The following is a 23,912-nucleotide window of genomic DNA, read 5'->3' on the forward strand; positions in this document are numbered from 1 at the left end:
TTCGGGGAGTCTGAACGGTGGCGCGGCCGCGTGCGTATGTCTCGGCGACCGCCCGTGATCCCAGCAGGACGTGAGGAACAGGCCATGAACGACCGAGTCACTCAGCCGTTGATCGCCACGCCCGACGGCGAGGCGGAGCTCGCCGTGGTACTCAGGCTGTCCTGGGAGGACGTGGCCGCGCTCGGCCAGGAGGCCGGCCGGCTGGCCGCGAGCATGCAGCGGCCCGTGACGCTGGACGAGGCCGCGAGCCATCGGCTGCGGGGGCGGCAGGTGGGGTCGCATGCGCGGCCGGCCGCCGCATCGGCCATGCCGGCCTCGGCCATGCCGGCGGCGTCGGCCGCGCCCGCCGTGGGCGGGCCGCCTCAGGTCTCCTCGGTCTCGTCGTTGTCGCGGACGCCGGGGGAGCAGGCCCGGCAGGCCATAGAGAAGATCAACGGGGCGCAGGGGGCGTAGGAGCCCAGGGGCCTGGGGGCGTAGGGGTGGTTGAGCGCCCGGTTCGGCCGGCCGCCGGTGGGGGCTCGGCGCGCAGTTCCCCGCTCCCCTGAAGGGCGCCCTTACGAGGCGCTCTTTCGGATCGCTGTCACCGCCTGGCGGGCTGCCACCAGGATGGGGTCCCAGACCGGGGAGAACGGTGGGGCGTAACCGAGGTCGAGCGAGGTCATCTGTCCCACCGTCATGCCCGCGGTGAGGGCCACCGCGGCGACGTCCACGCGCTTGCCGGCGCCCTCGCCGCCGACGATCTGGACACCCAGGAGGCGGCCGGTGCGCAGTTCGGCGAGCATCTTCACCGTCATGGGGTCGGCGCCCGGGTAGTAACCCGCGCGGCTCGTCGCCTCCACGGTGACCGACTCGAACCGCAGGCCCGCCCGGTGGGCGTCCTTCTCGCGCAGGCCGGTGCGGGCGATCTCCAGGTCGCAGACCTTGCTCACCGCCGTGCCGACGACCCCCGGGAACGTGGCGTAGCCCCCGGCGACGTTCGAGCCGATCACCTGGCCGTGCTTGTTGGCGTGGGTGCCCAGCGCGATGTGGCGTTCGCGGCCCGAGACCAGGTCGAGAACCTCCACGCAGTCGCCGCCCGCCCAGATGTTCTCGTGGCCGCGCACCCGCATGGCGAGGTCCGTCAGCAGCCCTCCGTGGTCGCCGAGCGGCAGCCCCGCGGCCTCGGCGAGCGTGGTCTCCGGCCGGACGCCGATGCCCAGGATCACCACGTCCGCCGGGTACTCGGTGTCCTCCGTGGCGACCGCCCGGACCCGGCCGTCCTGGCCGGTGAGGATCTTGGTGACCTCGGCGTCGTTCACCATCTCGATGCCCAGGCCCTCCATGGCGTCGTGCACCAGGCGCCCCATGTCCGGGTCGAGCGTGGCCATGGGCTCCCGGCCACGGTTGACGACCGTCACCCCGTACCCGCGGTTGATCATCGCCTCGGCCATCTCCACGCCGATGTAGCCGGCGCCGATGACGACCGCGCGGCGCCCCTCCGTACGGCTCAGCGTGTCGATGAGGGCCTGTCCGTCGTCGAGGGTCTGCACCCCGTGCACCCCGGGGGCGTCGATCCCCGGCAGCGGCGGCCGCACCGGACGGGCGCCCGTCCCGATCACGAGCTTGTCGTACGAGGTCCACGCCTCGGCCCCGGACTCCAGGTCCCGGGAGCGCACGCGGCCGCCCTCGACGTCGAGTTCCGTGACCTCCGTACGCATCCGCAGGTCGATCCCGCGTTCCCGGTGCTCCTCGGGCGACCGCGCGATCAACTGCTCCCGCTCCGCGACGTCACCGCCCACCCAGTACGGGATGCCGCACGCCGAGAAGGAGCTGAAGTGTCCCCGCTCGAAGGCGATGATCTCCAGCTCGGCGGGGCCCTTCAGCCGGCGCGCCCGGGACGCGGCGGACATGCCCGCCGCGTCCCCTCCGACGACGACCAGACGCTCTTTCGCACGGTTCTCGCGGCTCATGCTCATGCGAACACGCTACGGGGCCCGCCCATTTCAGTCCTGGCCGTCCCGCCGTTTCAGTCCTGGTCGTCCCGCTCGTTCCGGACGGGCGGCGCGACCGGGAGCGAGCCCGTGCCCGTGCCGCCCGAAGCCGCAGCGGCCGCGCCGCCCGGCGTGCGGCCGCGCAGGAAGCGCGCCCAGAGGAACAGCAGCAGCGCCGTGCCCACCAGGAAGGGCAGCACCGCGCCCAGCGCCAGCGCGATCCAGCGGAACATGGTGACGAACGCGTCCCAGCCGCCGCCGAGCGCGTCCGCGAACCCGGGCTCGTCGTCCTCGACGGCCTTCTTCACCGGCGTCTGCGACAGCGACAGCGTGATGGTGGCGAGGCTCGTACGGTCCTTCAGGGACGCCTGCTGCGCCAGCAGCGACTCCAGGTCGGCCTGACGGGTGCTCAGCTCGCCTTCGAGGGTGACGACGTCGCTCAGTTTGGTGGCCCGGTCCATCAGCTCGCGGATGCGCGCGACGCTGGCCCGCTGGGACGTGATGCGGCTGTCCACGTCGACGACCTGCTCCGTGACGTCCTCCGCCTTCGCCCTGCGGTCGACGAGCCGGCCCGACCCCTCCAGTCGCCTGAGCACCTCCTCATAGGCGTCCGCCGGGACGCGCAGGACGACCCGGGAGCGCTCGCGGCCCTTCGTGTCACGGTCCGTGGTCTCGTCGCCGACCATGCCGCCCGCGTTCTCGACCACGGTGCGGGCCTCGGCGAGCGACTTCGGCACGTCCTTGACCTGCACGGTCAGGGAGGCGGTGTGGACGATGTGGGTGGTCGGTCCGGTGGGCGCGGCCGCCTGCTCGCCCTTGGCCCCCTCCGCGCCGCCGGCGTCACTGCGCGCCGCGCCCCCGCCCGCGTCGGCCTCCCGGGCCGGGCCCGCGGCCTTCTTGTCGGCGCCCGAGCCCGAGGTGTCGTCCGCGCCGGTGCACCCGGTGAGGGCGAGGGCGGCGGCGAGCAGCAGCGCCGAGAGGAGCTGGGCAGGTTGTGCGGGTCGGCCCCGGCCGCGGGCTCGGGCTCGGGCTCGTGCTCGGTACCTGGTCGTGTCGCTGCCGCGCGTCTGCATGTCGGCTACCCCCCGAAGGTGTCGTGATGACTGACGTTCCTTCGACGCCCGAGCCCCGCGGGACGTTGGCCGGATCCGGTCCCGAAGAGGTCACGGTCCGGACTCGCCGGGGACACCGTCCAGGACGCCCGCACGGTGGCCGGGGGCCCCGGGGGAGCGCGGGCAGGTCTGGGACAGTGGAGCCATGCACGCAGACACACGTACGGGTACGGGCGCAGGCACGGGTACGGACACGGCACACGTCGTCGTCGTCGGGGGCGGCATCGCCGGTCTGGCCGCCGCCCACCGGTTGCTGAGCGGCGGCGTCCGCGTGACCGTCCTGGAAGCCTCGGACCGGCTCGGCGGCAAGCTGCTGCCGGGCGCGATCGCGGGCGCCCGGGTCGACCTCGGCGCCGAGTCGATGCTCGCGCGACGGCCCGAGGCGGTGGCGCTCGCCCGAGAGGTGGGCCTCGCGGACCGGCTCAGGACGCCCGCCACGGCGGGCGCCTCGATCTGGACGCGCGGGGAGCTCAGGCCCATGCCCAAGGGGCACGTCATGGGGGTCCCGGCGGACGCCGCCGCCCTCTCCGGAGTCCTCTCCGACGAGGGTCTGCGCCGCGTCGGACGCGACCGGGACCTGCCGCGCACGGAGGTCGGCGACGACGTGGCCGTGGGCGCCTTCGTCGCGGAGCGCCTCGGCCGCGAGGTCGTCGACCGCCTCGTCGAGCCGCTCCTCGGCGGTGTCTACGCGGGCGACGCGTACCGCATCTCGATGCGCTCGGCCGTCCCCCAGCTCTTCGAGGCGGCCCGGACGCACGCCTCGCTCACGGAGGCCGTCCGCGGGATCCAGGCGAAGGCGGCACGGAACCAGCAGCCGGGACCGGTCTTCATGGGCATCGAGGGAGGCGTCGGCCGGCTGCCGCTCGCGGTCGCCGAGTCGGTGCGCGCCCGGGGCGGCGAGATCGTCACCGGCGCACCGGTGACGGAGCTGCGGCGCGTCGAGGGCGACGCGGCCGGCCCCGGTACGCGCGGTCGCTGGCGGGTCGTCGCGGGGGAGCGGGTGCTGCGGGCCGACGCCGTCGTCGTGGCGGTGCCCGCCGGCGCCGCGGCCGCGCTGCTCTCCGCCGAGGCGCCGGCCGCCGCGGCCGAGCTCGCGGCCGTCGAGTACGCGTCCATGGCGCTGATCACCCTCGCCTACCGCCGTGCCGGGACCGCGCTCCCCGCGGGCAGCGGTTTCCTGGTGCCGCCCGTCGACGGGCGGACCATCAAGGCGTCGACGTTCGCGTCCCAGAAGTGGGGCTGGATCGCCGAGGAGAACCCGGACGTGGTGGTCCTGCGGACGTCCGTCGGCCGGTACGGGGAGACGGAGATCCTCGGCCGCGAGGACGCCGACCTCGTCGACGTGTCCCGGCACGACCTGCGCGAGGCCACCGGCCTCACCGCGGAGCCCCTGGAGACCCGGGTGACGCGCTGGGACGACGGCCTGCCGCAGTACCCGGTCGGGCACCACGCGCGCGTGGCCCGCATCCGCGGACACGTCGGCAGGCTGCCGGGCCTCGCCGTGTGCGGGGCGGCGTACGACGGCGTGGGGATCCCGGCGTGCGTCGCGAGCGCGAACGCCGCCGTGGACGGGCTGCGGGGCGACGACCGGCTCCTCGACGCCCTGATCGCGCACCCGGTGCAGAGCCTGCACGGCGGAGCGGGAGAATAGCCCCATGAGTGACGACGCCCCCACCACCGGCCAGGCCAGGACCCCGAACGCCGGCAAGAAGGCCAAGGACCTCAACGAGGTCATCCGTTACACCCTCTGGTCCGTGTTCAGGCTGCGTGACGTGCTGCCCGAGGACCGGGCCGGCTACGCGGACGAGGTGCAGGAGCTGTTCGACCAGCTCGCCGCCAAGGACGTCACGGTCCGTGGCACTTACGACGTGTCGGGGCTGCGCGCCGACGCCGACGTCATGATCTGGTGGCACGCCGAGACGGCCGACCAGCTGCAGGAGGCGTACAACCTCTTCCGCCGTACGAAGCTGGGCCGCGCCCTGGAGCCGGTCTGGTCGAACATGGCGCTGCACCGGCCGGCGGAGTTCAACCGCTCGCACGTGCCCGCGTTCCTCGCCGACGAGACGCCGCGCGACTACATCAGCGTGTACCCGTTCGTGCGCTCGTACGACTGGTATCTGCTGCCGGACGAGGACCGGCGGCGGATGCTCGCCGACCACGGGAAGATGGCCCGCGGCTACCCGGACGTGCGGGCGAACACCGTCGCGTCGTTCTCCCTCGGCGACTACGAGTGGATCCTCGCCTTCGAGGCGGACGAGCTGTACCGCATCGTCGACCTCATGCGGCATCTGCGGGCGTCGGAGGCCCGTATGCACGTCCGTGAGGAGGTCCCGTTCTACACGGGCCGCCGCAAGTCCGTGCCGGAGCTGATCGCGGGGCTGGCGTAGCGCCCCATAGGGGCGCGCACCCTTCGCCCTGCGGGCCGCGGAGGGGTTGTGCGTCGGCCGCGGCCCGGTGGGGGCTTGTCGCGCAGTTCCCCGCGCCCCTAGACGCGCCCCCGGGATGCGCCCTTCAGGGGCGCGGGGAACTGCGCGCTCAGCCACGTATCGCCTGCCGGCGGTCATACGGCGTCGGGCACCCCTGCCCTGCGGGCCGCGGAGGGGCCGTGTTCCGGCCGCGGCCCGGTGGGGGCTTGTCGCGCAGTTCCTCGCGCCCCTGAAGGGCGCGCCCCTAGCGGGTCGGGGTTGGTTCTGGGTGGGGGGCGCAGGAGGCGGGCTTCGCTGGGAGGCGGCCCTCCAGGAGGTACGCGTCCAGGTGGGCGTTGACGCAGGCGTTGGGGCCGCCCCCGATGCCGTGCGTGCCCGACGCCCGCTCGGTGACCAGGGCGGAGCCCGACAACCGCCGGTGCATCTCCAGCGCGCCCGCGTACGGCGTGGCCGCGTCGCGTTCGGCCGCCAGGATGAGCGTGGGCGCGAGCTCACCGGGGTACGTGCGGACGTCGAGCGGCTGCCGGCGCGGCAGCGGCCAGTACGCGCACGGCAGGTTCATCCAGACGTTGTCCCAGGTCTCGAAGGGCGCCACGCGCGCGAGACGTGTGTTGTCGCGGTCCCAGGTGTGCCAGGCCCGCGGCCAGGGCGCGTCGTTGCACTCGACCGCCGTGTAGACGGCCCTGCCGTTCTCCCGCTCCCGCGCCGCGTCCGGATGCGGCCCCGCCTGCCGGACCAGCGGCTTCGGGTCGCCCTTCAGATACGCGGACAGCGCCAGCGCGCGCTGCGGCCAGTGGTCGTCGTAGTACCCGGCCTGCAGGAACGCCCCCTGCAGCTGACCCGGCCCGACCACCCCGCCCGCGGGCTCGGCCGCGAGCCGGGCCTTGGCCCGCTCGTAGCTGCGCGCCACCTCCTCCGCCGTGCGGCCCAGCCCGTACACCTCGTGGTGCTTGGCCGTCCAGACGCGGAAGTCGGCCCAGCGCGTCTCGAAGGCGGCCGACTGGTCGAGGTTGTTGCGGTACCAGACCTTCGCCGGGTCCGGGTTCACCACCGAGTCGAGGACCATCCGCCGCACGTGCGAGGGGAACAACTCGGCGTACAGGGCCCCGAAGTACGTGCCGTAGGACGCCCCCATGAAGGTCAGCCTCCGCTCGCCCAGGGCGGCCCGCAGGACGTCCAGGTCGCGGGCGTTGTTGACGGAGGAGAAGTGCCTGATCTCCCGGCCCGAACGCTGGACGCAGCCCCGCGCGTAAGCCTTGGCCCGGGCGATGCGCTCCCTCTTGTACGCCTCCGAGGGGTGTGTCGGCGACTGGGTCGGCCCCTTGGCGAGCCGGTCCGGGTCCTGGCAGGACAGCGGCGCCGAGCGGCCCACCCCGCGCGGGGCGTAGCCGACGAGGTCGTACGCCGACGCGATGCGCTTCCACTCCGGGACCATGCCGATCAGCGGGAAGTACATGCCGGACGCGCCGGGCCCGCCCGGGTTGTAGACGAGGGCGCCCTGCCGGGGCACGGACCGCCCGCCGTGCTTTCCGGTCGCCCGCACCCGGCTGACGGTCAGTCTGATCTTCTTGCCGTCGGGGTGCGCGTAGTCGAGCGGGACCGTCACCGTGCCGCACTGCAGGGTGCCCGGGGTGTCCTGCTCCTCGGAGCAGGTCCCGAAGCGGATGCCCTCGGCGGCGGCGCGTTCGGCGGCGACCGCCGTGCCGTGCCGCTCGGCCGCGCCGGTCCAGGTCTGCGCGCCGCCCGCAGGCGCGGCGACGACTGCGGTCAGGACCAGGGACCCGGCTGTTCCGTAGAGCGCGGCAGCTCGCATCGCTTTCCCTTCAGTGCACGGCAGCAACAAAGGGGATGTTTCGTCCGGTACTTGGCGAAGTAAAGCACCGGCCCGCGGGTGTCGGCCCATTGACCCCGATGCGCGCCCGGCACGCACCCGTGGCGCCCCCGGGTGCACGCCCGGCGTGCGGCTCAGTACGGTCCGCTGTGGCCGAAGGCCGCCCGCAGGTCCGGTTCGCCGACCGCGCGGACACCCCGTACCGCCACGGTCGTCAGGTACGTACGGTCGTCGCTGTCGGTGTCCGCGCGCCGGGTCAGGGCACCGAGCAGGCGCTGACCGGCCGGGGACGCCCAGCGGGTGTAGGGGTGGACCTCGATCCGGGCGATGGCGAGACAGCTCATCGTGAGGATCAGGGGGAGGGCGAACCAGACGGCCACCAGCGCGCGTTCGTGCTGGGCCTCGGAGGGCATCAGCAGTGCCACGGCGCCCAGCACCAGGACGGCGGCCGCGGCCGACCGCACCTGGCGCACGGCACCCGCGACGGTGGTGCGGGCCCCGTCCGGTACGGCGAGGCCCGCCGCCACCAGCCGGTCGGCCAGGACGCGTACGGATTCCGCGGCGGCCGCGCTCGAACGGACCGGCGCTATCCGCGACTGTCCGTCCGGGCCTATCGCGCCGAGGACCGAGCGCTCCATCTCGTCCCGGCCGGTCGGGTCGACGACGGTCGCCCAGCCCGTGTGGGCGAGCAGCAGCCGGCGCTGGCGGGCCATCGACACGAGCGTCAGATCGGCGACCCGCGCGGGTCCGCCCGACAGGAACGCCGCCTCGTAGAGCGTCAGGCCCCGTCCGTCCGGCGCGTGCGCGTCGTCCGCGGCGGCGGCGCGGACGGAGGCCAGGCACAGGCGCGTACAGGCCGTGCCCGCCGCGGCCCAGGCCAGGAGAAGGAGAAGCACCCAGAACATGCGGGATTTCTATGCGAAGCGGGGCCGGCCGCGCCACGGCTTGTTCACCATGTGGACGAAGCGTCGCCGTTGCGTGACGCTTCGCGTCGGCCTTCGTCCGAGCACTGCGGTTTCGTGTCCGGGTCGGTGTTCAAGTCCCTGCGTCCTTCGCCCGCTCCTCCGCTCGGCGTGGCCGCTCCCGTGCCGGACCGGTCCGCGTACGACCGGAACGGTACGGGTTCGGACGGATCCGTCACGCCGCTCGGTGCCGCAGCAGGACCCGGCGCGTGGCGCGTGCCAGCCGGGCCGCCGGGCGCCGCGACAGGGGTGCGGGGCCCGACCGCTCCAGCCACCAGTCGCCCAGCCTCCGCCGCACCTCGGTGTCCTCGACGCGCCCGTCGAACAGCAGGTACGCGGCGAAGTCCAGCGCGTCGCGCCGGTAGCCGTCGGTCATGGGGTGGCCGTGCGCGTACGCCAGGAAGGCTTTCCGGTAGGTCCCGGCCAGGATCTCCGGCAGCTCCGGCGCGACCTTGGCCACGACGTCGGCGCGCTTGCCCGCCAGCGCGCGGGCCTGCACGGCGAGCCGGGTCCGGTCGAACCCTTCGGGCACGGGCGTCCCGGCGACGAGCGCGGACAGCAGCGCGGCCTGCGCGAGGGCGAGGCGCTGCCGGGCGGGCCCGGTGTCGGGAGCACCGACGGGTCCATGGGAGCAGCCGGCCTGTCCGCCGCCGGACCCCGAACCGGCGGTGGCGGACGCCTTGTCCACCGTCTCGCGGATCGTGATCAGTTCGCGTTCCAGTTCGGCCGGCTCGGGGAAGTTCTCGTCGCGCTCCAGGAGCACGCCCGGCGGGCGGACCCGGGACGCCAGTTCGGCGAGGACGTCGAGGACCGCCGGCGGCACGGCGTGCGCGTGGCTGTCGTGCCAGACGCCGTCGCGCTCGAAGCCACCGGCGACATGGACGTACGCGATGGCCTCGACGGGCAGTTCGTCGAGGGCCCGGGCCGGGTCCTCGCCGCGGTTGACGTGGTTGGTGTGGAGGTTGGCCACGTCGATGAGCAGCCGTACGCCGGTGCGGTCCACCAGGTCGTACAGGAACTGCCCCTCGGTCATCTCCTCGCCGGGCCAGGCGATCAGCGCGGCGATGTTCTCCACGGCGAGCGGCACCGGCAGCGCGTCCTGGGCGATACGGATGTTCTCGCACAGGACGTCGAGGGCGTCCCGGGTGCGGGGGACGGGCAGCAGATGGCCGGCCTCCAGCAGCGGCGAGGCGGTCAGCGTGCCGCCCGCCCGGACGAACGCGATGTGCTCGGTGACCAGCGGGGAGCCGAGCGCCTCGGCGCGGGCCGCCAGGTCGGCGAGTCTCCCCTCGGCGGGGCGGTCGGCGCCGCCGAGCCCGAGCGACACCCCGTGCGGAACCACCGTGACGCCGCGCTCACGCAGCCGCACCAGCGAGTCGGGGAGATGCCCCGGGCAGACGTTCTCGGCGACGGCCTCGACCCAGTCGATGCCCGGCATGCGCTCCACGGCATCGGCGATCTCCGGCCGCCACCCGATGCCCGTACCCAAGTGCTTCATCGTCCCCTCCTCCACCGCGGTGTCACCAGGACCTGTGTGTCGTCTCCTTCGACGGACCTGTGTTCCGGCGTGACCGGGTCATGGCCCCGACGAGCGGGGCCGAACCCATCGGCGGGGACGTTCAGAGCAACATTTGAGGTTCCGGCGGGCGCCCGCCCCTACTGCGGGGACGCGGTGGCCTCCGGGTCCCCGGGATCGGGCCGGTTCGTGTTGACCGTGCCCGGCTCGCCGGGGGAGGGCCGCGACGTGGTGTCGATGTCGCCGGTCGCCTCGGCGGGCGGCGCCGAGGGCGGGACCACCCCGCTGGCGGGCGGCGGCGGGCCGGACGGGCTGGCCGTGGTGCCGGCCACCGAGTCGTTGGCGATCGCCTCGAAGTCGACCGCGCCGGTCTTCTCCAGCACCGTGATGTGGTCGAGCACGGTCTGGTTGGCGTCCGAGGCGAGCTGCCGGACCAGCGAGTTGCGCGTCTGGTTCCGTACCGCCCCGATCGCCGGGAAGATCTTGCCGTGCGCGGAGCGCAGCAGGTTCGCCCAGACCTTCTCGTAGTCCTTGCCGCTCGCGTTGGTCATCTGCTGCAGCCAGCCCTGCTGCTGTTCGGTGGGCTGGTTCGGCAGTTCGACGCCGAGGTCCCGCGCGACCACCCGTACCCGCTTGTCGAGGTCGGTGTGGCCGACGATCAGGTGGTCGGCGGCCTCCCGCATCGCGCCGCTCGGGGTGCGCTCGAGTGCCTGCTGGGCCGCGGGCAGTTCCCACAGCCCGGCGAGTCGCACGCGGACGATCAGGTCACGGTCGGAGGCGGTGAGCGGGCCCCAGCGTGTGGGTACGGTCCCGGCGGCGAGGTTCGCCGGCCCGGTACCGGCGCGGTCGGCGTACGACCACACGGGGAACGCGAGCGCGCCGAGTGTGCCGACTAGTGCCACGATGACGAGGGCCGTACCGTTGATACGCCGCAAAGGTGCCTCCCGGGATATACCAACTGGTCGTTGGGAATCTGTACTTGGCCAGCGCCAGAAGATACGTACGGGACGGCCGAAGTGTTCAGTCGTTCATGTCTGCTGCGTCACAGTGCCCGCACAGTTCCGTCCGGCTACCGGCGGTCGAGGCGCAGCGCCGGGTGGTCGGCCACGACCGTGCACGAGCCCGGCGCGATCTCCGTGAAGCCGGCGTCGCGCACCAACGGCAGTCCGCTGGTGACGAGTTGCTCCCACCGCTCGGGACCGGCCGTGCGGACGGCGAGCGGGAAGCCCGCCCCGCGCCAGGCCGACCGGTCCTCGCCCGACAGCTCCCACCAGGTCAGCTGGGCACCGTGACCCGCCTGCGCCATCGCCTTGCCGGCCGACATGTCCAGGTCCGGGCTCAGCCACAGCACGGGCGTGGCCGCGTCGGGGTCCGCCGGGGGCCGCGGGTCGTCGAGGTCCGTGCCGGAGACCTGGAGCCGGGCCAGGTCCTTGGGCCAGCCGTCCAGCGGGACCGGCGGGAAGACGCGGACCTCGGCCGACCCGCCGGTGACGGTGATGCCGGGCAGTGCCTCGGCCCGGCGCCACTCGGCGCCCCGGGCCCGGCGGACGACCTTGCGGATCCGGGCGTCCTGCCAGTCCCGGACGGCCTGCGCCCACTCGCCGTCGCCGTTCGCCCGCTCGTCGCCGAGGAGGACCAGGACGGCGCGGGCCGCGGTCTCCAGGGCGTCCGTGCGCGCCGGCGGATCGCCGCGTTCGATGCGGACGACCAGCGGCAGCACGAACTGCGGTGCCTCGTCGCGGGCGGTCCGCTCGCGGGGGAAGGGGCTGTCCTGGGCTCCGGCGTCCGCCGCGGTGGTCGTCTCGTCGCTGCTCACGTCCCCAGTCTGCCAGCGGGTCGGACCGGTACGGGGGCGGGCCGGTATGCGGGCGCGGGCCCGCGGGGGCTGATCGCGCGGTTCCCCGCGTCCCCGGGCGTCCAGGGGAGCGGAGAACCGCGCATCTTTCAGGCCGCGTCCAGGCGGGCCAGCTCCTCCCGCGACAGCCGCAGCTCCGTGGCGGCGACCGAGTCGCGGATGGTCTCCGGGCGCGAGGAACCGGGGATCGGGAGCGTCACCGGCGCCTTCGCGAGGATCCACGCCAGGCACACCTGCTGCGGGCTCACCCCGTGCTCCTTCGCCACGTCCGCGAACACGGCGTACCGCGAGCCCAGTTCCCCGGCCTTCGCGATGCCGCCGAGCGGGCTCCACGGCAGGAACGCGATGCCGAGCTCCGCGCACAGCTCCAGCTCCGGCTCGCTGGAACGGAAGGCGGGCGAGAACTGGTTCTGCACGCTCACCAGCCGGCCCCCGAGGATCTCGTTCGCCTGCCGGATCTGCTCGGGGTTCGCGTTGGAGACGCCCGCGAAGCGGATCTTGCCCGCGTCCAGCAGGTCGCGGATCGCGCCGACCGACTCCGCGTAGGGGACCTCGGGGTCCGGCCGGTGGAACTGGTAGAGCCCGATGGCCTCGACACCCAGCCGTCCGAGCGAGGCGTCGCACGCCTTCTTCAGGTACTCCGGCGAGCCGTTCAGTGTCCAGGAGCCGTCGCCCGGACGCAGGTGGCCGCCCTTCGTCGCGATGAGCACGTCCGAGGTGTCGCCGCCGTACGAGGCGACGGCCCGCGCGATCAGGGACTCGTTGTGGCCGACCTCGCTCGCGTCCCGGTGGTAGGCGTCGGCGGTGTCGATGAGCGTGACGCCCGCGTCCAGCGCCGCATGGATCGTCGAGACCGACCGTTCCTCGTCCGGGCGCCCCTCGATGGACATGGGCATGCCGCCCAGACCGATCGCTCCGACCCGGACGTCACCGATGGTGCGTGTCTGCATGAAGGTTCCTCCTGGGGACTCGTGCGGTACGTCCCAGCCTCCACCGTGACGTTTTTGCCGTCCAACAAAAGAATGCGATCGGTTTGTGCGGCGACGACGATGAATGGTGCTCAGATCAGCTCCGACACCTTCACCAGCCGGTACCCGCGCCCGCGCAGCTCGGGAACGATCGTGCGCAGGGCCTCCTCGGTGGCCGGAGCCGCGCTGCGCGTGCAGTGCATGACGACCACGGAACCGGGCCGCACCCCGTCCAGCACCTGCCGCGCCACGGCCGCCGCGTCCGTCGCGAAGGCGTCCCCGCTCACCACGTCCCACTGCACGGCCGTCACGCCGGTGGCACCGAGCGCCTTGAGCGCCCGGCGGTCGTGACACCCGCCGGGGAAGCGGAAGTACGGCATCGGACGCGCGATCCCGGCCGCGCGGAACGCGGCGAACGCCCGCTCCACCTCCGCCCGCATCCGGGCCACGGGGACCGTCGGCAGGCCGTAGCAGTCCTCGGTGAAGGCGTGGTGGCTGTAGGAGTGGTTCGCGACCTCGAAGAGCGGATCACTCCCGATGGCCCGTGCCTGCCGGGGGTACTCCTCGGCCCAGCGCCCCGTCATGAACACGGTCGCCGGTACTTTCAGCCGCCGCAGCGTCCTGATCAGCCGGGGATTGTCGAAACGCTCCCCGGCGGCCGCCCGCTCCCCCTGGCCGGCCGTCATGTCGGCGTCGAAGGTCAGAGCGACGGTCCTCCCACGCGCCCGGGACGCCCTCGTGAACACGGGCGTCAGCCCGCCCGGACCGGGCGCGAGGGTCGGCGGCGGGGACGGGGCACTGCCGGCGGGCCGCGGCGCCAGGGCGCCCCGGGACCCCTCGGGAGCGCCGCAGGCCGCGAGGACGACGAGGCCCGGCACACAGACCGCGGCGACTCTCCGCATGAAGGTGTTCACGCCGGTGACATTAACCGTACCAATACGAAAAACCGGTCATATGCCGCCGGGTGTCCACTCCGGCTCAGTCCTCCTCCCGCAGTCGTTCCCGGGACGCCTCCACGTCGAAGGTGGCCTTCGGGTACTGCGGGTCCATGGATTTCAGGTGTTCCAGGAGGAGGCGGCTGATCGCCCAGTTGCGGTACCACTTGCGGTCGGCGGGGACGAGGTACCAGGGGGTGGCCTCCGTGGCGCAGCGTTCGAGGGCGATCTCGTACGCCTCCTGGTACGCGGGCCACAGGGCACGGTCGTCGATGTCCGCGGGGCTGAACTTCCAGTGCTTGCCCGGGTCGGCCAGCCGGCGCAGCAGGCGGCGGCGCTGTTCCTCGTACGAGATGTGCAGGAAGCACTTCACGACCGTCACACCGTCGTCGGTGAGGGACCGCTCGAAGTCGCCGATCCGGCCGTAGCGGGACTCGATCTCGGTGCGCGGGGCGAGTTCGCGGACACGGCCGATGAGGACGTCCTCGTAGTACGAGCGGTCGAAGATGCCGACCTCGCCCGGCCGGGGGAGCCGCTTCCTGGCACGCCAGAGGAAGTCGTGCCGCAGCTCGCGGGGGGTCGGGGCCGTGAACGCCCGGACACGGCAGCCGACCGGGTTGAAGAGGCCGACGACGTGCTTGACCGTGCCGCCCTTGCCGCTGGTGTCCATGCCCTGGAGGACCAGGAGGATCCGGCGGCGGTCACCGGCGGTGCTCGCCGCCCAGAGGCGTTCCTGGAGGTCGGCGAGGGGTTCGCCCATCCGGGCGATGGCTTCGCGGCCGTCGGTCTTGGACCTCGGGGCCAGGGCGCCACCCGGGGTCGCCGAGGCGTCGTACGAGGAGAGGGCGATCCTCTCTCCGACGGGCACGCGCAGCAGGTCCCGCATGGCGGTGTCCTCGACCTCGTGCTGCGGCTCCCCGCTGTCCTGCTCGGTCATCGTGTGTCCCTCCGGGGCGGCTCTCTCGGTCCTGCGCGGCGGGAGCGGGGGCCGCGTTCCACGGCCCCCGCTCCCGCCGGCGTCACGGGCGGACGGCTACCTGTGCCAGGGACCCGTCACCGCGAACGTGGTACCCGGTGTGTAGCAGTTCACGTACATCGTCCTGCCGTCGGGCGAGAAGGTGACGCCCGCGAACTCGCCCCACTCCGGGGCGTCCGGGGTACCGATGTTCTGGCGGTTGCGGGCCATCGGGTACACCTCGCCGCGCCGGGTCACGCCGTACACGTGCTGTGCCCCGCCGCCGTCCTCGCACACCATCAGGCCGCCGCTGGGCGCGAGGCAGATGTTGTCGGGGGACTCGCCCGGCAGCTGTACGTCCGTGTCCGGGCCGAAGACGACCACGAGGGTGAGGCGCCGGGCAGCGGGGTCGTACCGCCAGATCTGGCCGTAGTGGTCCGCCGCCGAGCCCTCGCTGCTGCGGGCGAAGGAGGAGACGAAGTACACGCAGGAGCCGCCCCAGTAGCAGCCCTCCAGCTTCTGCGCGTGGGTGACGCCCCGGGGGCCGAAGTCCTGGTCGCGGATGGGGGTCCCGGCCGCCAGCGGGTCGGGTACGTCGACCCACTCGACACGGTCGAAGGCCGCACCGGTCTCCTGGATCGAGGAGAGGTCCGGTACGCCCGGGACGCGCATCGCCTGCAGCCGGCCGCCCGCGCGCAGCGAACCGCGCCCGCCCTCCGGTTTCTCGGGCAGGAACCGGTAGAAGAGGCCGAAGGGCTTGAGGAAGGCGTCCTCGGTCTCGTAGACGATGCCGCGCCGCGGGTCGACGGCCACCGCCTCGTGCTGGAAGCGGCCCATCGCGGTGAGGGGCACCGCTCCGGTGCGGCGCGGGTCCGCCGGGTCGACCTCGAAGACGAAGCCGTGGTCCTTGGTGTAGCCGTTCGTGCCGGCCCTGTCCTCCGTCTCCTCGCAGGTGAGCCAGGTGCCCCACGGGGTGGGCCCGCCCGCGCAGTTGACGGCCGTACCGGCGATCGAGACCCGCTCGCCGACCACGTTCCCGTGCGCGTCGAGGGTCAGCGACGTACAGCCGCCCTTGCCCGCCGGGTCGTAGGTGAGGCCGTCGACCGCCGGGACCGGGATCCTCCCGGTGTTGCGGTTCTCGTGGTTGCGGACCAGGTGGACGCGGCCGTGTCTGCCGCCGAAGGCGGCCATGCCGTCGTGGTTGCTCGGCACCGGGCCCTCACCGGAGCGGAGCGGTTCGCCCTCGCGGGACAGCACCCGGTAGCGGAAACCCTTCGGCAGGTCGAGCAGGCCCTTCGGGTCGGGGAGCAGGGGGCCGTAGCCGGAGTGGCCCAGCGCGGCGGCCGTACCCGTGAAGAGTTCGGACACGGCACCGGTGAAGGCGATGCCCACTCCGAGTGCACCGGAGCGGGCCAGCACTTCGCGTCGTGTTGCGGACATGGGGCAGCCTTCCTGTTGGCGGACAGGAGAATGTGACCCGCCTGTGTGTATCACGCGGCCGTGACCACGTGAACCACGCGCGTAGCGTGCTGTTCCCGCGGGGCCCGCCGGCCCGCCCCGGCAGCCCGAACGGCCCGTTCCGGAACCGCGTGGAGTCCCGGAACGGGCCGCCGGGCGGCGGCGCTACGAGGCGGTGACCTTCACCGGGTCCGTTCCCGCCGCGCTGTGCCGCTGCGACCAGTTCTCCAGCGCCGTCCGGCACGCGTGGTCCAGGTGGTGGAGTCCGGACAGGTCCAGCACCACCGGACGGTCCTGGGGCAGCGCTTCCAGGCTGTCGAGGATCTTCGGCAGCCGCAGGAAGGTCGCGTTGCCCGACAGGTACGCCTGCACCGGGCCCGCCCCCTTGTCGATGACCTCCAGCCTGACGTGCGATGCCTCCCAGGCGGTCTTGGCGACGGCGAGCGCGAGCCCGATCAGCACGCCCTCGAACATGTTCACGGCGACGATCGCCACGGCGGTGACCACCAGGATCAGCGCCTCGCCCCGGTGCCCGTGCCACAGCGCCACGATCGAGCGCAGCGGGATCAGTTTCCAGCCCGCGTGCACCAGGATGCCCGCGAGCGCGGGCAGCGGGATGTAGGCGAGCGCCGCCGGCAGCAGCGCCGCGAACAGCAGCAGCCACACACCGTGCAGCACCCGGGACGCCTTCGTCCGCGCGCCCGCGGACACGTTCGCCGAGCTGCGCACGATCACGGCGGTCATCGGCAGCGCGCCGAGCAGCCCGCAGACCGTGTTGCCCGCGCCCTGCGCCATCAGTTCCTTGTCGTACTCGGTGCGCGGCCCGTCGTGCAGCCGGTCCACGGCGGCGGCGCTGAACAGCGACTCCGCCGACGCGATCAGGACGAAGGCCAGCACCGTGCCCAGTACGCCGACACTCGCCAGGCCGCCGACGGCGTCGAGGCCCGGCAACTGGATCGAGTCGAGCAGCCCCCGCACCTCGACGGTCGCCACGGGCAGGTCGAACACCAGGGTCGCCAGCGTGGCGAGCGCCACCGCGGCGAGCGCCCCCGGCACCGTACGGACCTTCCGCGGCAGGTACTTCCACAGCACGAGGACCGCGACGGTGGCCGCGCCCAGCCCGATGGACGTCAGCGCCGTACCGGACCCGGCGGAGTCGGCGACCAGCCCCGGCAGCCCGGCGAGCTTGTCCAGGCCCGAGGCGGGCGCCTCCGCGCCGGCCACCGAGTAGAGCTGGCCGGCGATCAGGACCAGGCCGATGCCCGCCAGCATGCCTTCGACCACCGCCACCGAGATGGCCCGGAAGTAGCGGCCCAGCCGGAGCGCGCCCATGCCCAGCTGGATGAGCCCCGTGGCCAGGACGATGACGCCGAGCACGGCCAGTCCGTACTCGCGCACCGCCTCGAAGACCAGCACGGTCAGACCCGCGGCCGGGCCGGAGACCTGGAGACTGCTGCCGGGCAGCATCCCGGTGACCAGACCGCCCACGATGCCCGTGATCAGGCCGAGTTCGGCGGGCACGCCCGACGCCACGGCCACGCCCACGCACAGCGGCAGGGCCACCAGGAAGACGACGAGCGAGGCGGTGAAGTCCTGCCGCAGGTGCGGGAACCGCGGACGCCCGTCCGGGGCGGTCCTGCCGGCGGTCGCGGAGGTGTCCGGCGCGGTGCTCACAGCGCCTCGAAGGAGTCGGAGCGGACGTCGTGCGCGAGGACGGCGCCGGTGTGCACCTCGTAGAACCATCCGTGCAGACGCAGCCGGCCGTCCGTCAGCCGCCGTTCCACGCACGGGTACGAGCGAAGCCGCAGCAGCTGTGTCAGGACGTGGTTCTGTACGGCCTCGGTGACGGTCGGGTCCTCGACGGCGCCCGTGGGCCGTGGAGTGGAGTGCGTGAGCCAGTCGCGGACGGCGGGCACGGCGGTCAGGTCGTCGCCGCGTACCAGCGCGCCGACCGCGCCGCAGTGGGAGTGGCCGCAGACGACGATGTCCGCGACTCCGAGCACCTCCACCGCGTACTCGACGGTGGCGGCCTCGCTGGTGGGCCGCGAAGAGGTGTGCGGGGGGACGATGTTGCCCGCGGTGCGCAGTTCGAAGAGTTCACCGGGCCGGGCTCCGGTGATCAGGGCCGGGACGACCCGCGAGTCGGAGCAGGTGATGAACAGGACCTGCGGGGACTGGCCTTCGGCGAGGCGGGCGAACTCCTCCGGGCGGTCCGCGGACTGCTTGCGGAAGGAGCGTGCGTGATCGATGAGGGGCTGCATGGGTCAGTTCCTCCTGGCGCGCGCGTGGGCGCGTCGGCTTACATGACGGAGCGCATGCGGGTACGGCGACATGACCCCACGTCGACGCGCTCGGCGGACGTGGCGTGGTGAGGGGTGGGTCAGGTCGGAGTCGCTTCGTGCCCGTGGCCGGCTCAGCAGCGGAAGACTTGGAGGGCCGCCGTGGAGTGGGCGCCCGAGGATCTCGTCGTGCGGTGGTGCGCCGCGGGGGCCGAGGCGTGCGAGGGGTCCTCGTGGGCGGCGGCGTCCCTCAGGAGCGGGGGACGCGCGGAGGCCGGCGGGACGTGGTCCGCGACGCGGATCCGCTCACGGGTGCGCAGGGGGCCGGTCGGGCCGTGCGAGTGGACGGTCTCGGCACAGGTGACGAACTCGGCCTGGGCTGCGACGGGCGGACTCGCGTGCACGGATGCGAACGTGGATGCGAACACCGCGGTGGGGGCGGAGAGCTGGAGGGCCAGCAGGACGGCGGCGAGAACGGCGAACAGCGTCCGGGCCGTCGTACCTCGTCGCATCGGCCCCCTCCCGTCCGGTTCCGCGGTTCCACAGGTCGCGCATTCCCTTGCTGACACGAACGTTAACGCGGGAATCCGTTTGCAGGGTTAACTTAATGTTTCACCCTGAAGGCAGCCTGAAGAGCGCCGGAAGTGGGCCGAAGATCGCCGGTCGGCAGGCCGGAATGCGACGAGCGGCGGGCTGGTCAGGCTCTGACGAGCCCCTTGGCGTCCCGCGCCAGCGCCGTCAGCCGGGAGATCGCACGGAAGTACTTCTTGCGGTAGCCGCCGCCCAGCATCTCCTCGCTGAAGATCCGGTCGAAGGGCAGCCCCGAGGCGAGCACCGGCACCTCACGGTCGTACAGGCGGTCGGCGAGCACCACGAGCCGCAGCGCGGTGGACTGGTCGGGCACCGGCCGCACATCCGTGAGACAGACCGCCTCGACGCCGTCCGTCAGCGCGCCGTACCGGCTGGGGTGCACCCGGGCCAGATGCTCCAGGAGATGCGGGAAGTCGTCGAGCGAGGCCCCCGGCGTCGCGTACGCGGCCCGCGTGACCTGCTCGTCCGAGTACGGGTCCGGGGCCTCGGGCAGCCCTCGGTGGCGGTAGTCCTCGCCGTCGATGCGCAGCGACCGGAAGTGGGCCGACAGGCCCTGGATCTCGCGCAGGAAGTCGACCGAGGCGAACCGGCCCTCGCCGAGCTTGCCCGGCAGCGTGTTGGAGGTCGCGGCCAGCGCCACACCCGACTCGACCAGCCGGCCGAGCAGGCTGGACACCAGGACGGTGTCGCCGGGGTCGTCGAGTTCGAACTCGTCGATGCACAGCAGCCGGTGTCCGCTCAGCGTCCGTACCGTCTCCTGGAAGCCGAGCGCGCCGACCAGGTTCGTCAGCTCGACGAACGTGCCGAACGCCTTGAGCGAGGGCTCCGCGGGGGTCGCGTGCCAGAGGGAGGCGAGGAGGTGGGTCTTGCCGACGCCGTACCCGCCGTCGAGGTAGACACCGCGGGGGCCCGCCGGGGCCTTCGCGGGCTTCCTGCCGAAGCCGAGGAAGCCGCGCCTGCCGGAGGCCGCGGACGGTGCCCCGCCGCCGAGCCCCGCCGCGAAGTCGCCGAGCACGCGGACGGCGTCGGTCTGGCTCGGCTGGTCCGGATCCGGGATGTACGTGTCGAAGCGGACCGCGTCGAAACGCGGTGGCGGCACCATCTCGGCGACCAGCCGGTCCGCGGCGACACGCGGCTCGCGAGCGCACAGGGACGACGGGGTCGCATCGGCCGTCGCGCCGAATCCGGAGGCGGTGGTGGAGGTTGACACGGTTCCCCACTCTACGTCCCGTGCCAGACTGCACGACATGCGACGCCTGTTCCCTGTGACCGACGAGACAGCAGCCACGGCCTCGGGCGGGGTGCCCGGCACGGGGACGGCGGACCGCGAATGGGGGCTCGGCGAACTGGCCGCGGCGTACGCCTACCCGACGCCGGGCCCGGACGCCACGGACGCCCCAGGCGCCCCGGAACCCGCCGGGAAGCGGCCCTGGCTGCGCGCCAACATGGTCTCCACGCTCGACGGGGCGGCCCAGCACGAGGGGCGGTCGCAGCCCATCTCCGGCGCCGCCGACATGCGGATCTTCGGCACGCTGCGGGGACTCGCGGACGTCGTGGTGGTCGGCGCGGAAACGGTACGCCAGGAGGGGTACCGCCCCGCGCGGGCACGCGAGGACTTCGCCGCGCTCCGGCAGGCGGCGGGGCAGGGCCCGGCGCCCGCGATCGCCGTGGTGAGCGCGAGCCTCGACCTGGACTTCTCGCTTCCGCTGTTCACCTCGCCCCTGCTCCCCACGCTCGTCCTGACCGGGGCCGCGGCGGCGCCCGACCGGGTCGCCGCCGCCGAGAAGGCCGGTGCGCGGGTCGTGATCGCCGGCGACGGCACGGGGGTGGATCCCGCACGGGCCGTCCGCGCGCTGGCCGGCCTGGGGATGCTGCGGCTCCTGACCGAGGGCGGCCCGCGGCTGCTGGGCCAGTTCGTCACGGCCGGTGTCCTCGACGAGCTGTGTCTGACGGTGTCCCCGATGCTCACCGCGGGGGACGCCCAGCGGATCGCCGGCGGCCCTCCGGTCGCTGTGCCGCAGCGGTTCGAACTGATGTCCCTGCTGGAGGAGGCCGGGTTCCTCTTCAGCCGTTACCGTCGGCTCTGATCCATGAAGTGGAATCTTTTGTTCCGTTTAGTTTTCGCCGGGCACACTGAATGACGCAGTCCTCGTGCGGTCACGGGGCAGGATGGTTTCCGCAGGGGTCTGGAACGGCCCTCGGACAAGAAGGGCGTTTGCCGTGTTCACGAGCGTACTGATGATCGAGAAGGCGCTGACGTCCGCGGACGTGGAGTTCGTCACCGGCCTGCACGGCGACGAGGACGTCGCCTTCCACGTACTGCTCCAGCCCCGCGGCGACCAGGCGGACCGGCTGCTGCGGGCCATCGACGACGTGGCCCTCGGTGAGCTGGACGAGGCGGCCCGCGAGCACGAGACGCCCGAGGGCGAGGAGGCCGCCGGGCAGGGGCGGCGGGCCCTGGACGTGTCGCTGGTGGCGCTGCGGGCCGGTGGCAGCGCGGCGCAGGGGCGGCTGATCGAGGACCATCCGCTGGACGCGCTGAAAAGTCTCGTCGACGAGGTGGAGGCGGACGAGGTGATCGTGCTCACCGATCCGCACTACGTGGAGGAGTTCTTCCACCGGGACTGGGCGTCCCGGGCGCGGCACAAGGTGGGGGTGCCCGTGCTGAAGCTGTTCTCGCACAGCAAGGCGTGACGCTGCCGCTGCCGCTGCCGCTGCCGCTGCCGCTGCCGCTGCGGCTGGACGGCGGGCGCCCTGGGGGCGCCCGGGTCCGGCGGGTGCCGCTCGCAGGTGGCCGGGCGCGCGGTTCCCCGCGCCCCTCACAGGGCGCCCGCCGGTGCGCCCCATAAGCTGGGGCCGCTCACCCCGTAGCTGCGTCCTGGGAGAAACACGTATGGCACCCGGCCTTCCTACCGCCATGGATCGACCGCACTTCATCGGCATCGGCGGCGCCGGGATGTCGGGGATCGCGAAGATCCTCGCGCAGCGCGGGGCCGCGGTGGCGGGCAGCGACGCGAAGGACTCCGCGACCGCCGAGGCGCTGCGCGCGCTGGGCGCCACGGTCCACATCGGGCACGCCGCCGGTCATCTGGCGTCCGACGCCACCTGTGTGGTCGTCTCCTCGGCGATCCGCCCGGACAACCCGGAGCTGGCCCGCGCCGCCGAGCTGGGCATCCCGGTCGTCCACCGCTCGGACGCCCTCGCCCGCCTGATGGACGGCCTGCGCCCGATCGCGGTCGCCGGCACGCACGGCAAGACCACCACGACGTCGATGCTGGCCGTCTCCCTGTCGACCCTGGGCCTGGACCCCTCGTACGCGATCGGCGGCGACCTCGACGCCCCCGGGTCGAACGCCCTGCACGGCACGGGCGAGATCTTCGTCGCCGAGGCCGACGAATCGGACCGCAGCTTCCACAAGTACGCGCCCGAGGTCGCGATCGTGCTGAACGTGGAGCTGGACCACCACGCCAACTACGCGTCCATGGACGAGATCTACGAGTCCTTCGAGACGTTCGCCGACCGGATCGTGCCCGGCGGCACCCTGGTGGTCGCCGCGGACCAGGACGGCGCGCGCGAGCTGACGCGGCGCCTGCCGGACGGCCTTCGCGTGGTCACGTACGGCGAGTCCGAGGACGCCGACGTCCGCGTGCTGTCCGTGGTCCCCCAGGGGCTGAAGAGCGAGGTGACCGTCGAGCTGGACGGCTCCCGGCTCACCTTCACGGTCTCGGTGCCCGGCCGGCACTACGCGCACAACGCGGTCGCGGCGCTGGCGGCGGGCGCGGCCCTCGGCATCCCGGCGGAAGAGCTGGCCCCCGCACTGGCCTCCTACACGGGCGTCAAGCGCCGCCTGCAGCTCAAGGGCGAGGAGGCGGGGGTGCAGGTCGTCGACTCGTACGCGCACCATCCGACGGAGATGACGGCGGACCTGGAGGCGATGAGGGCGGCGGCCGGCGACTCCCGCATCTTCGTCGTCTTCCAGCCCCACCTTTTCTCCCGCACCCAGGAACTCGGCAAGGAGATGGGCCAGGCGCTGTCCCTCGCGGACGCCTCGCTGGTCCTGGACATCTACCCGGCCCGCGAGGACCCGATCCCCGGCGTGACGAGCGAGCTGATCATCGAGGCGGCCCAGGCGGCCGGCGCCCATGTGACGCCGGTGCACGACAAGGCGGCGGTGCCCGCGCTGGTGACGGGAATGACGAGGCCCGGTGATCTGGTTCTCACCATGGGCGCGGGAGACGTGACGGACCTCGGACCCGAGATCCTGACCCGCCTGTCGAAGTAGCACCACCTGTAGTGAGGGGCTGAGCAACATGTCGTACGACATCGAGAAGCCGGACGAGCAGTGGCGTGCGGAGCTGAGCCCGGCCGAGTACGCCGTCCTGCGCCAGGCCGGCACGGAGCCGGCCTTCCGCGGCGAGTACACCGACACCACGACCAAGGGCGTGTACGCCTGCCGGGCGTGCGGCGCCGAACTCTTCACCTCCACCGAGAAGTTCGAGTCGCACTGCGGCTGGCCGTCCTTCTACGACCCGAAGGAGTCCGACGCCGTCGAGCTGATCGAGGACCGCTCGCACGGGATGACCCGCACCGAGGTGCGGTGCTCGCGCTGCGGTTCGCACCTGGGCCACGTCTTCGAGGGTGAGGGCTACCCGACCCCGACCGACCAGCGGTACTGCATCAACTCCATCTCGCTGACGCTCACACCGTCCGGGGAGTGACGCACGGCCGCAGGCCCGGGCCCCGGCCCGGACCTGCGGCCTGCCGCACGGCACCCCCGCACGGGACCGTTCGGAAAAAGATGGCGGCGAGCGGACATGCATGCCGGCAACCGGGGCAGAAGAGGCTCACTCTGTTCTGTTTTCCAGTTAAGGCGGCATCCCCGTGATCTCCTCCGTGAACGCACCCGAGGCGGCTGCTTCCAGCGTGGGAGCGCCGGAGGCCGGCGTCCTGCCCGGTGAGCTGCCGTGGATCGAGGACGGCGGCAAGGTCGCCCCCAAGGACGCGCGGGTACTGTCCCGGCTGTTCCTGGACCGGCTGCGGGAACTGGAAGAGGG

Annotated in this window: 22 protein-coding genes; 7 read left to right on the forward strand and 15 right to left on the reverse strand. The window is 73.2% G+C overall.

Annotation, left to right across the window (positions count from 1 at the left end; translation table 11 throughout):
- The first annotated feature begins 84 nt into the window (after positions 1-84).
- Complete coding sequence (locus tag ACFYXC_RS32880; protein ID WP_389555779.1) at positions 85-453, forward strand: hypothetical protein; 369 nt, start codon at positions 85-87, stop codon at positions 451-453.
- 101 nt (positions 454-554) lie between these two features.
- Here ACFYXC_RS32880 and ACFYXC_RS32885 read toward each other — a convergent pair whose 3' ends face one another.
- Both ACFYXC_RS32885 and ACFYXC_RS32890 read right to left on the reverse strand, forming a co-directional pair.
- On the reverse strand, positions 555-1,955 hold the full coding sequence (locus tag ACFYXC_RS32885) for an FAD-dependent oxidoreductase (protein WP_389555781.1): 1,401 nt from the start codon (positions 1,953-1,955) through the stop codon (positions 555-557).
- 50 nt (positions 1,956-2,005) lie between these two features.
- On the reverse strand, positions 2,006-3,043 hold the full coding sequence (locus ACFYXC_RS32890; protein ID WP_389555783.1) for a DUF4349 domain-containing protein: 1,038 nt from the start codon (positions 3,041-3,043) through the stop codon (positions 2,006-2,008).
- 184 nt (positions 3,044-3,227) lie between these two features.
- Here ACFYXC_RS32890 and hemG point away from each other — a divergent pair, with 184 nt between their 5' ends.
- Together hemG and hemQ are read left to right on the forward strand one after the other, a co-directional pair.
- A complete protein-coding gene (gene hemG, locus ACFYXC_RS32895) occupies positions 3,228-4,733 on the forward strand; it encodes a protoporphyrinogen oxidase (protein WP_389555784.1) in 1,506 nt (501 codons plus the stop codon).
- 4 nt (positions 4,734-4,737) lie between these two features.
- Positions 4,738-5,469, forward strand: coding sequence for a hydrogen peroxide-dependent heme synthase (gene hemQ / locus ACFYXC_RS32900; protein ID WP_389555786.1), 732 nt, complete (start codon positions 4,738-4,740; stop codon positions 5,467-5,469).
- A 283-nt stretch (positions 5,470-5,752) separates the two neighbouring features.
- Here hemQ and ACFYXC_RS32905 read toward each other — a convergent pair whose 3' ends face one another.
- The 13 genes from ACFYXC_RS32905 to zapE form a co-directional block, all read right to left on the reverse strand.
- A complete protein-coding gene (locus tag ACFYXC_RS32905) occupies positions 5,753-7,321 on the reverse strand; it encodes an alpha/beta hydrolase (protein ID WP_389555788.1) in 1,569 nt (522 codons plus the stop codon).
- Between the two features lie 152 nt (positions 7,322-7,473).
- Entirely contained in the window at positions 7,474-8,244 is a 771-nt protein-coding gene (locus ACFYXC_RS32910) for a TIGR04222 domain-containing membrane protein (RefSeq protein ID WP_389555790.1), read from the reverse strand.
- A 232-nt stretch (positions 8,245-8,476) separates the two neighbouring features.
- Complete coding sequence (locus tag ACFYXC_RS32915; RefSeq protein ID WP_389555792.1) at positions 8,477-9,799, reverse strand: DUF692 domain-containing protein; 1,323 nt, start codon at positions 9,797-9,799, stop codon at positions 8,477-8,479.
- A 158-nt stretch (positions 9,800-9,957) separates the two neighbouring features.
- On the reverse strand, positions 9,958-10,752 hold the full coding sequence (locus ACFYXC_RS32920; RefSeq protein WP_388908067.1) for a DUF4142 domain-containing protein: 795 nt from the start codon (positions 10,750-10,752) through the stop codon (positions 9,958-9,960).
- Between the two features lie 134 nt (positions 10,753-10,886).
- Positions 10,887-11,633 carry a peptidyl-tRNA hydrolase gene (locus tag ACFYXC_RS32925; protein WP_389555794.1) on the reverse strand — a complete coding sequence of 249 codons (747 nt, stop codon included), beginning with the start codon at positions 11,631-11,633 and terminating at the stop codon, positions 10,887-10,889.
- Between the two features lie 128 nt (positions 11,634-11,761).
- Positions 11,762-12,622, reverse strand: coding sequence for an aldo/keto reductase (locus tag ACFYXC_RS32930; protein WP_389555796.1), 861 nt, complete (start codon positions 12,620-12,622; stop codon positions 11,762-11,764).
- Positions 12,623-12,732: 110 nt separating this feature from the next.
- Positions 12,733-13,554, reverse strand: coding sequence for a polysaccharide deacetylase family protein (locus ACFYXC_RS32935; RefSeq protein WP_389555798.1), 822 nt, complete (start codon positions 13,552-13,554; stop codon positions 12,733-12,735).
- Positions 13,555-13,618: 64 nt separating this feature from the next.
- Positions 13,619-14,512 (reverse strand): PPK2 family polyphosphate kinase, encoded by an 894-nt coding sequence (locus ACFYXC_RS32940; protein WP_389555800.1) that lies wholly within the window; start codon positions 14,510-14,512, stop codon positions 13,619-13,621.
- Between the two features lie 96 nt (positions 14,513-14,608).
- On the reverse strand, positions 14,609-15,970 hold the full coding sequence (locus ACFYXC_RS32945; RefSeq protein WP_389555802.1) for a PhoX family protein: 1,362 nt from the start codon (positions 15,968-15,970) through the stop codon (positions 14,609-14,611).
- A 183-nt stretch (positions 15,971-16,153) separates the two neighbouring features.
- A complete protein-coding gene (locus ACFYXC_RS32950; RefSeq protein ID WP_389555804.1) occupies positions 16,154-17,731 on the reverse strand; it encodes a SulP family inorganic anion transporter in 1,578 nt (525 codons plus the stop codon).
- Entirely contained in the window at positions 17,659-18,249 is a 591-nt protein-coding gene (locus ACFYXC_RS32955; RefSeq protein WP_388908052.1) for a carbonic anhydrase, read from the reverse strand. Before ACFYXC_RS32955 ends, ACFYXC_RS32950 begins: the two co-directional genes overlap by 73 nt.
- A gap of 152 nt (positions 18,250-18,401) precedes the next feature.
- Positions 18,402-18,779, reverse strand: a complete 378-nt coding sequence (locus ACFYXC_RS32960; RefSeq protein WP_388908050.1) for a hypothetical protein — start codon at positions 18,777-18,779, stop codon at positions 18,402-18,404.
- Between the two features lie 185 nt (positions 18,780-18,964).
- Complete coding sequence (gene zapE, locus ACFYXC_RS32965; RefSeq protein ID WP_389555807.1) at positions 18,965-20,107, reverse strand: cell division protein ZapE; 1,143 nt, start codon at positions 20,105-20,107, stop codon at positions 18,965-18,967.
- On the opposite strand from zapE, the gene ACFYXC_RS32970 reads away from it, so the two are divergent.
- The 4 genes from ACFYXC_RS32970 to msrB all read left to right on the forward strand — a co-directional run bounded on the left by ACFYXC_RS32970 (position 20,106) and on the right by msrB (position 23,576).
- Positions 20,106-20,945, forward strand: a complete 840-nt coding sequence (locus ACFYXC_RS32970; protein ID WP_389555809.1) for a pyrimidine reductase family protein — start codon at positions 20,106-20,108, stop codon at positions 20,943-20,945. The genes zapE and ACFYXC_RS32970 overlap by 2 nt on opposite strands.
- 133 nt (positions 20,946-21,078) lie before the next feature.
- The gene (locus ACFYXC_RS32975) at positions 21,079-21,552 is read left to right on the forward strand and encodes an indole-3-glycerol phosphate synthase (protein ID WP_389555811.1); all 474 of its coding nucleotides are present in this window, start codon (positions 21,079-21,081) and stop codon (positions 21,550-21,552) included.
- Positions 21,553-21,751: 199 nt separating this feature from the next.
- On the forward strand, positions 21,752-23,140 hold the full coding sequence (gene murC, locus ACFYXC_RS32980; RefSeq protein ID WP_389555813.1) for a UDP-N-acetylmuramate--L-alanine ligase: 1,389 nt from the start codon (positions 21,752-21,754) through the stop codon (positions 23,138-23,140).
- A 28-nt stretch (positions 23,141-23,168) separates the two neighbouring features.
- A complete protein-coding gene (msrB, locus tag ACFYXC_RS32985; RefSeq protein ID WP_388908040.1) occupies positions 23,169-23,576 on the forward strand; it encodes a peptide-methionine (R)-S-oxide reductase MsrB in 408 nt (135 codons plus the stop codon).
- Positions 23,577-23,912 lie beyond the last annotated feature (336 nt).

Source organism: Streptomyces sp. NPDC002701 (assembly GCF_042889045.1).
In the GTDB taxonomy this organism is placed as follows: Bacteria; Actinomycetota; Actinomycetes; order Streptomycetales; family Streptomycetaceae; genus Streptomyces.

Excerpts from the sequence above, each read along its gene's own strand:
- ACFYXC_RS32880 (WP_389555779.1), top strand. The coding sequence starts at position 85 with ATGAACGACCGAGTCACTCAGCCGTTGATCGCCACGCCCGACGGCGAG.
- ACFYXC_RS32885 (WP_389555781.1), bottom strand. The coding sequence starts at position 1,955 with ATGAGCATGAGCCGCGAGAACCGTGCGAAAGAGCGTCTGGTCGTCGTC.
- ACFYXC_RS32890 (WP_389555783.1), bottom strand. The coding sequence starts at position 3,043 with ATGCAGACGCGCGGCAGCGACACGACCAGGTACCGAGCACGAGCCCGA.
- hemG (WP_389555784.1), top strand. The coding sequence starts at position 3,228 with ATGCACGCAGACACACGTACGGGTACGGGCGCAGGCACGGGTACGGAC.
- hemQ (WP_389555786.1), top strand. The coding sequence starts at position 4,738 with ATGAGTGACGACGCCCCCACCACCGGCCAGGCCAGGACCCCGAACGCC.
- ACFYXC_RS32905 (WP_389555788.1), bottom strand. The coding sequence starts at position 7,321 with ATGCGAGCTGCCGCGCTCTACGGAACAGCCGGGTCCCTGGTCCTGACC.
- ACFYXC_RS32910 (WP_389555790.1), bottom strand. The coding sequence starts at position 8,244 with ATGTTCTGGGTGCTTCTCCTTCTCCTGGCCTGGGCCGCGGCGGGCACG.
- ACFYXC_RS32915 (WP_389555792.1), bottom strand. The coding sequence starts at position 9,799 with ATGAAGCACTTGGGTACGGGCATCGGGTGGCGGCCGGAGATCGCCGAT.
- ACFYXC_RS32930 (WP_389555796.1), bottom strand. The coding sequence starts at position 12,622 with ATGCAGACACGCACCATCGGTGACGTCCGGGTCGGAGCGATCGGTCTG.
- ACFYXC_RS32940 (WP_389555800.1), bottom strand. The coding sequence starts at position 14,512 with ATGACCGAGCAGGACAGCGGGGAGCCGCAGCACGAGGTCGAGGACACC.
- ACFYXC_RS32945 (WP_389555802.1), bottom strand. The coding sequence starts at position 15,970 with ATGTCCGCAACACGACGCGAAGTGCTGGCCCGCTCCGGTGCACTCGGA.
- ACFYXC_RS32950 (WP_389555804.1), bottom strand. The coding sequence starts at position 17,731 with ATGGTTCTACGAGGTGCACACCGGCGCCGTCCTCGCGCACGACGTCCG.
- ACFYXC_RS32955 (WP_388908052.1), bottom strand. The coding sequence starts at position 18,249 with ATGCAGCCCCTCATCGATCACGCACGCTCCTTCCGCAAGCAGTCCGCG.
- ACFYXC_RS32960 (WP_388908050.1), bottom strand. The coding sequence starts at position 18,779 with ATGCGACGAGGTACGACGGCCCGGACGCTGTTCGCCGTTCTCGCCGCC.
- ACFYXC_RS32970 (WP_389555809.1), top strand. The coding sequence starts at position 20,106 with ATGCGACGCCTGTTCCCTGTGACCGACGAGACAGCAGCCACGGCCTCG.
- zapE (WP_389555807.1), bottom strand. The coding sequence starts at position 20,107 with ATGTCGTGCAGTCTGGCACGGGACGTAGAGTGGGGAACCGTGTCAACC.
- murC (WP_389555813.1), top strand. The coding sequence starts at position 21,752 with ATGGCACCCGGCCTTCCTACCGCCATGGATCGACCGCACTTCATCGGC.
- msrB (WP_388908040.1), top strand. The coding sequence starts at position 23,169 with ATGTCGTACGACATCGAGAAGCCGGACGAGCAGTGGCGTGCGGAGCTG.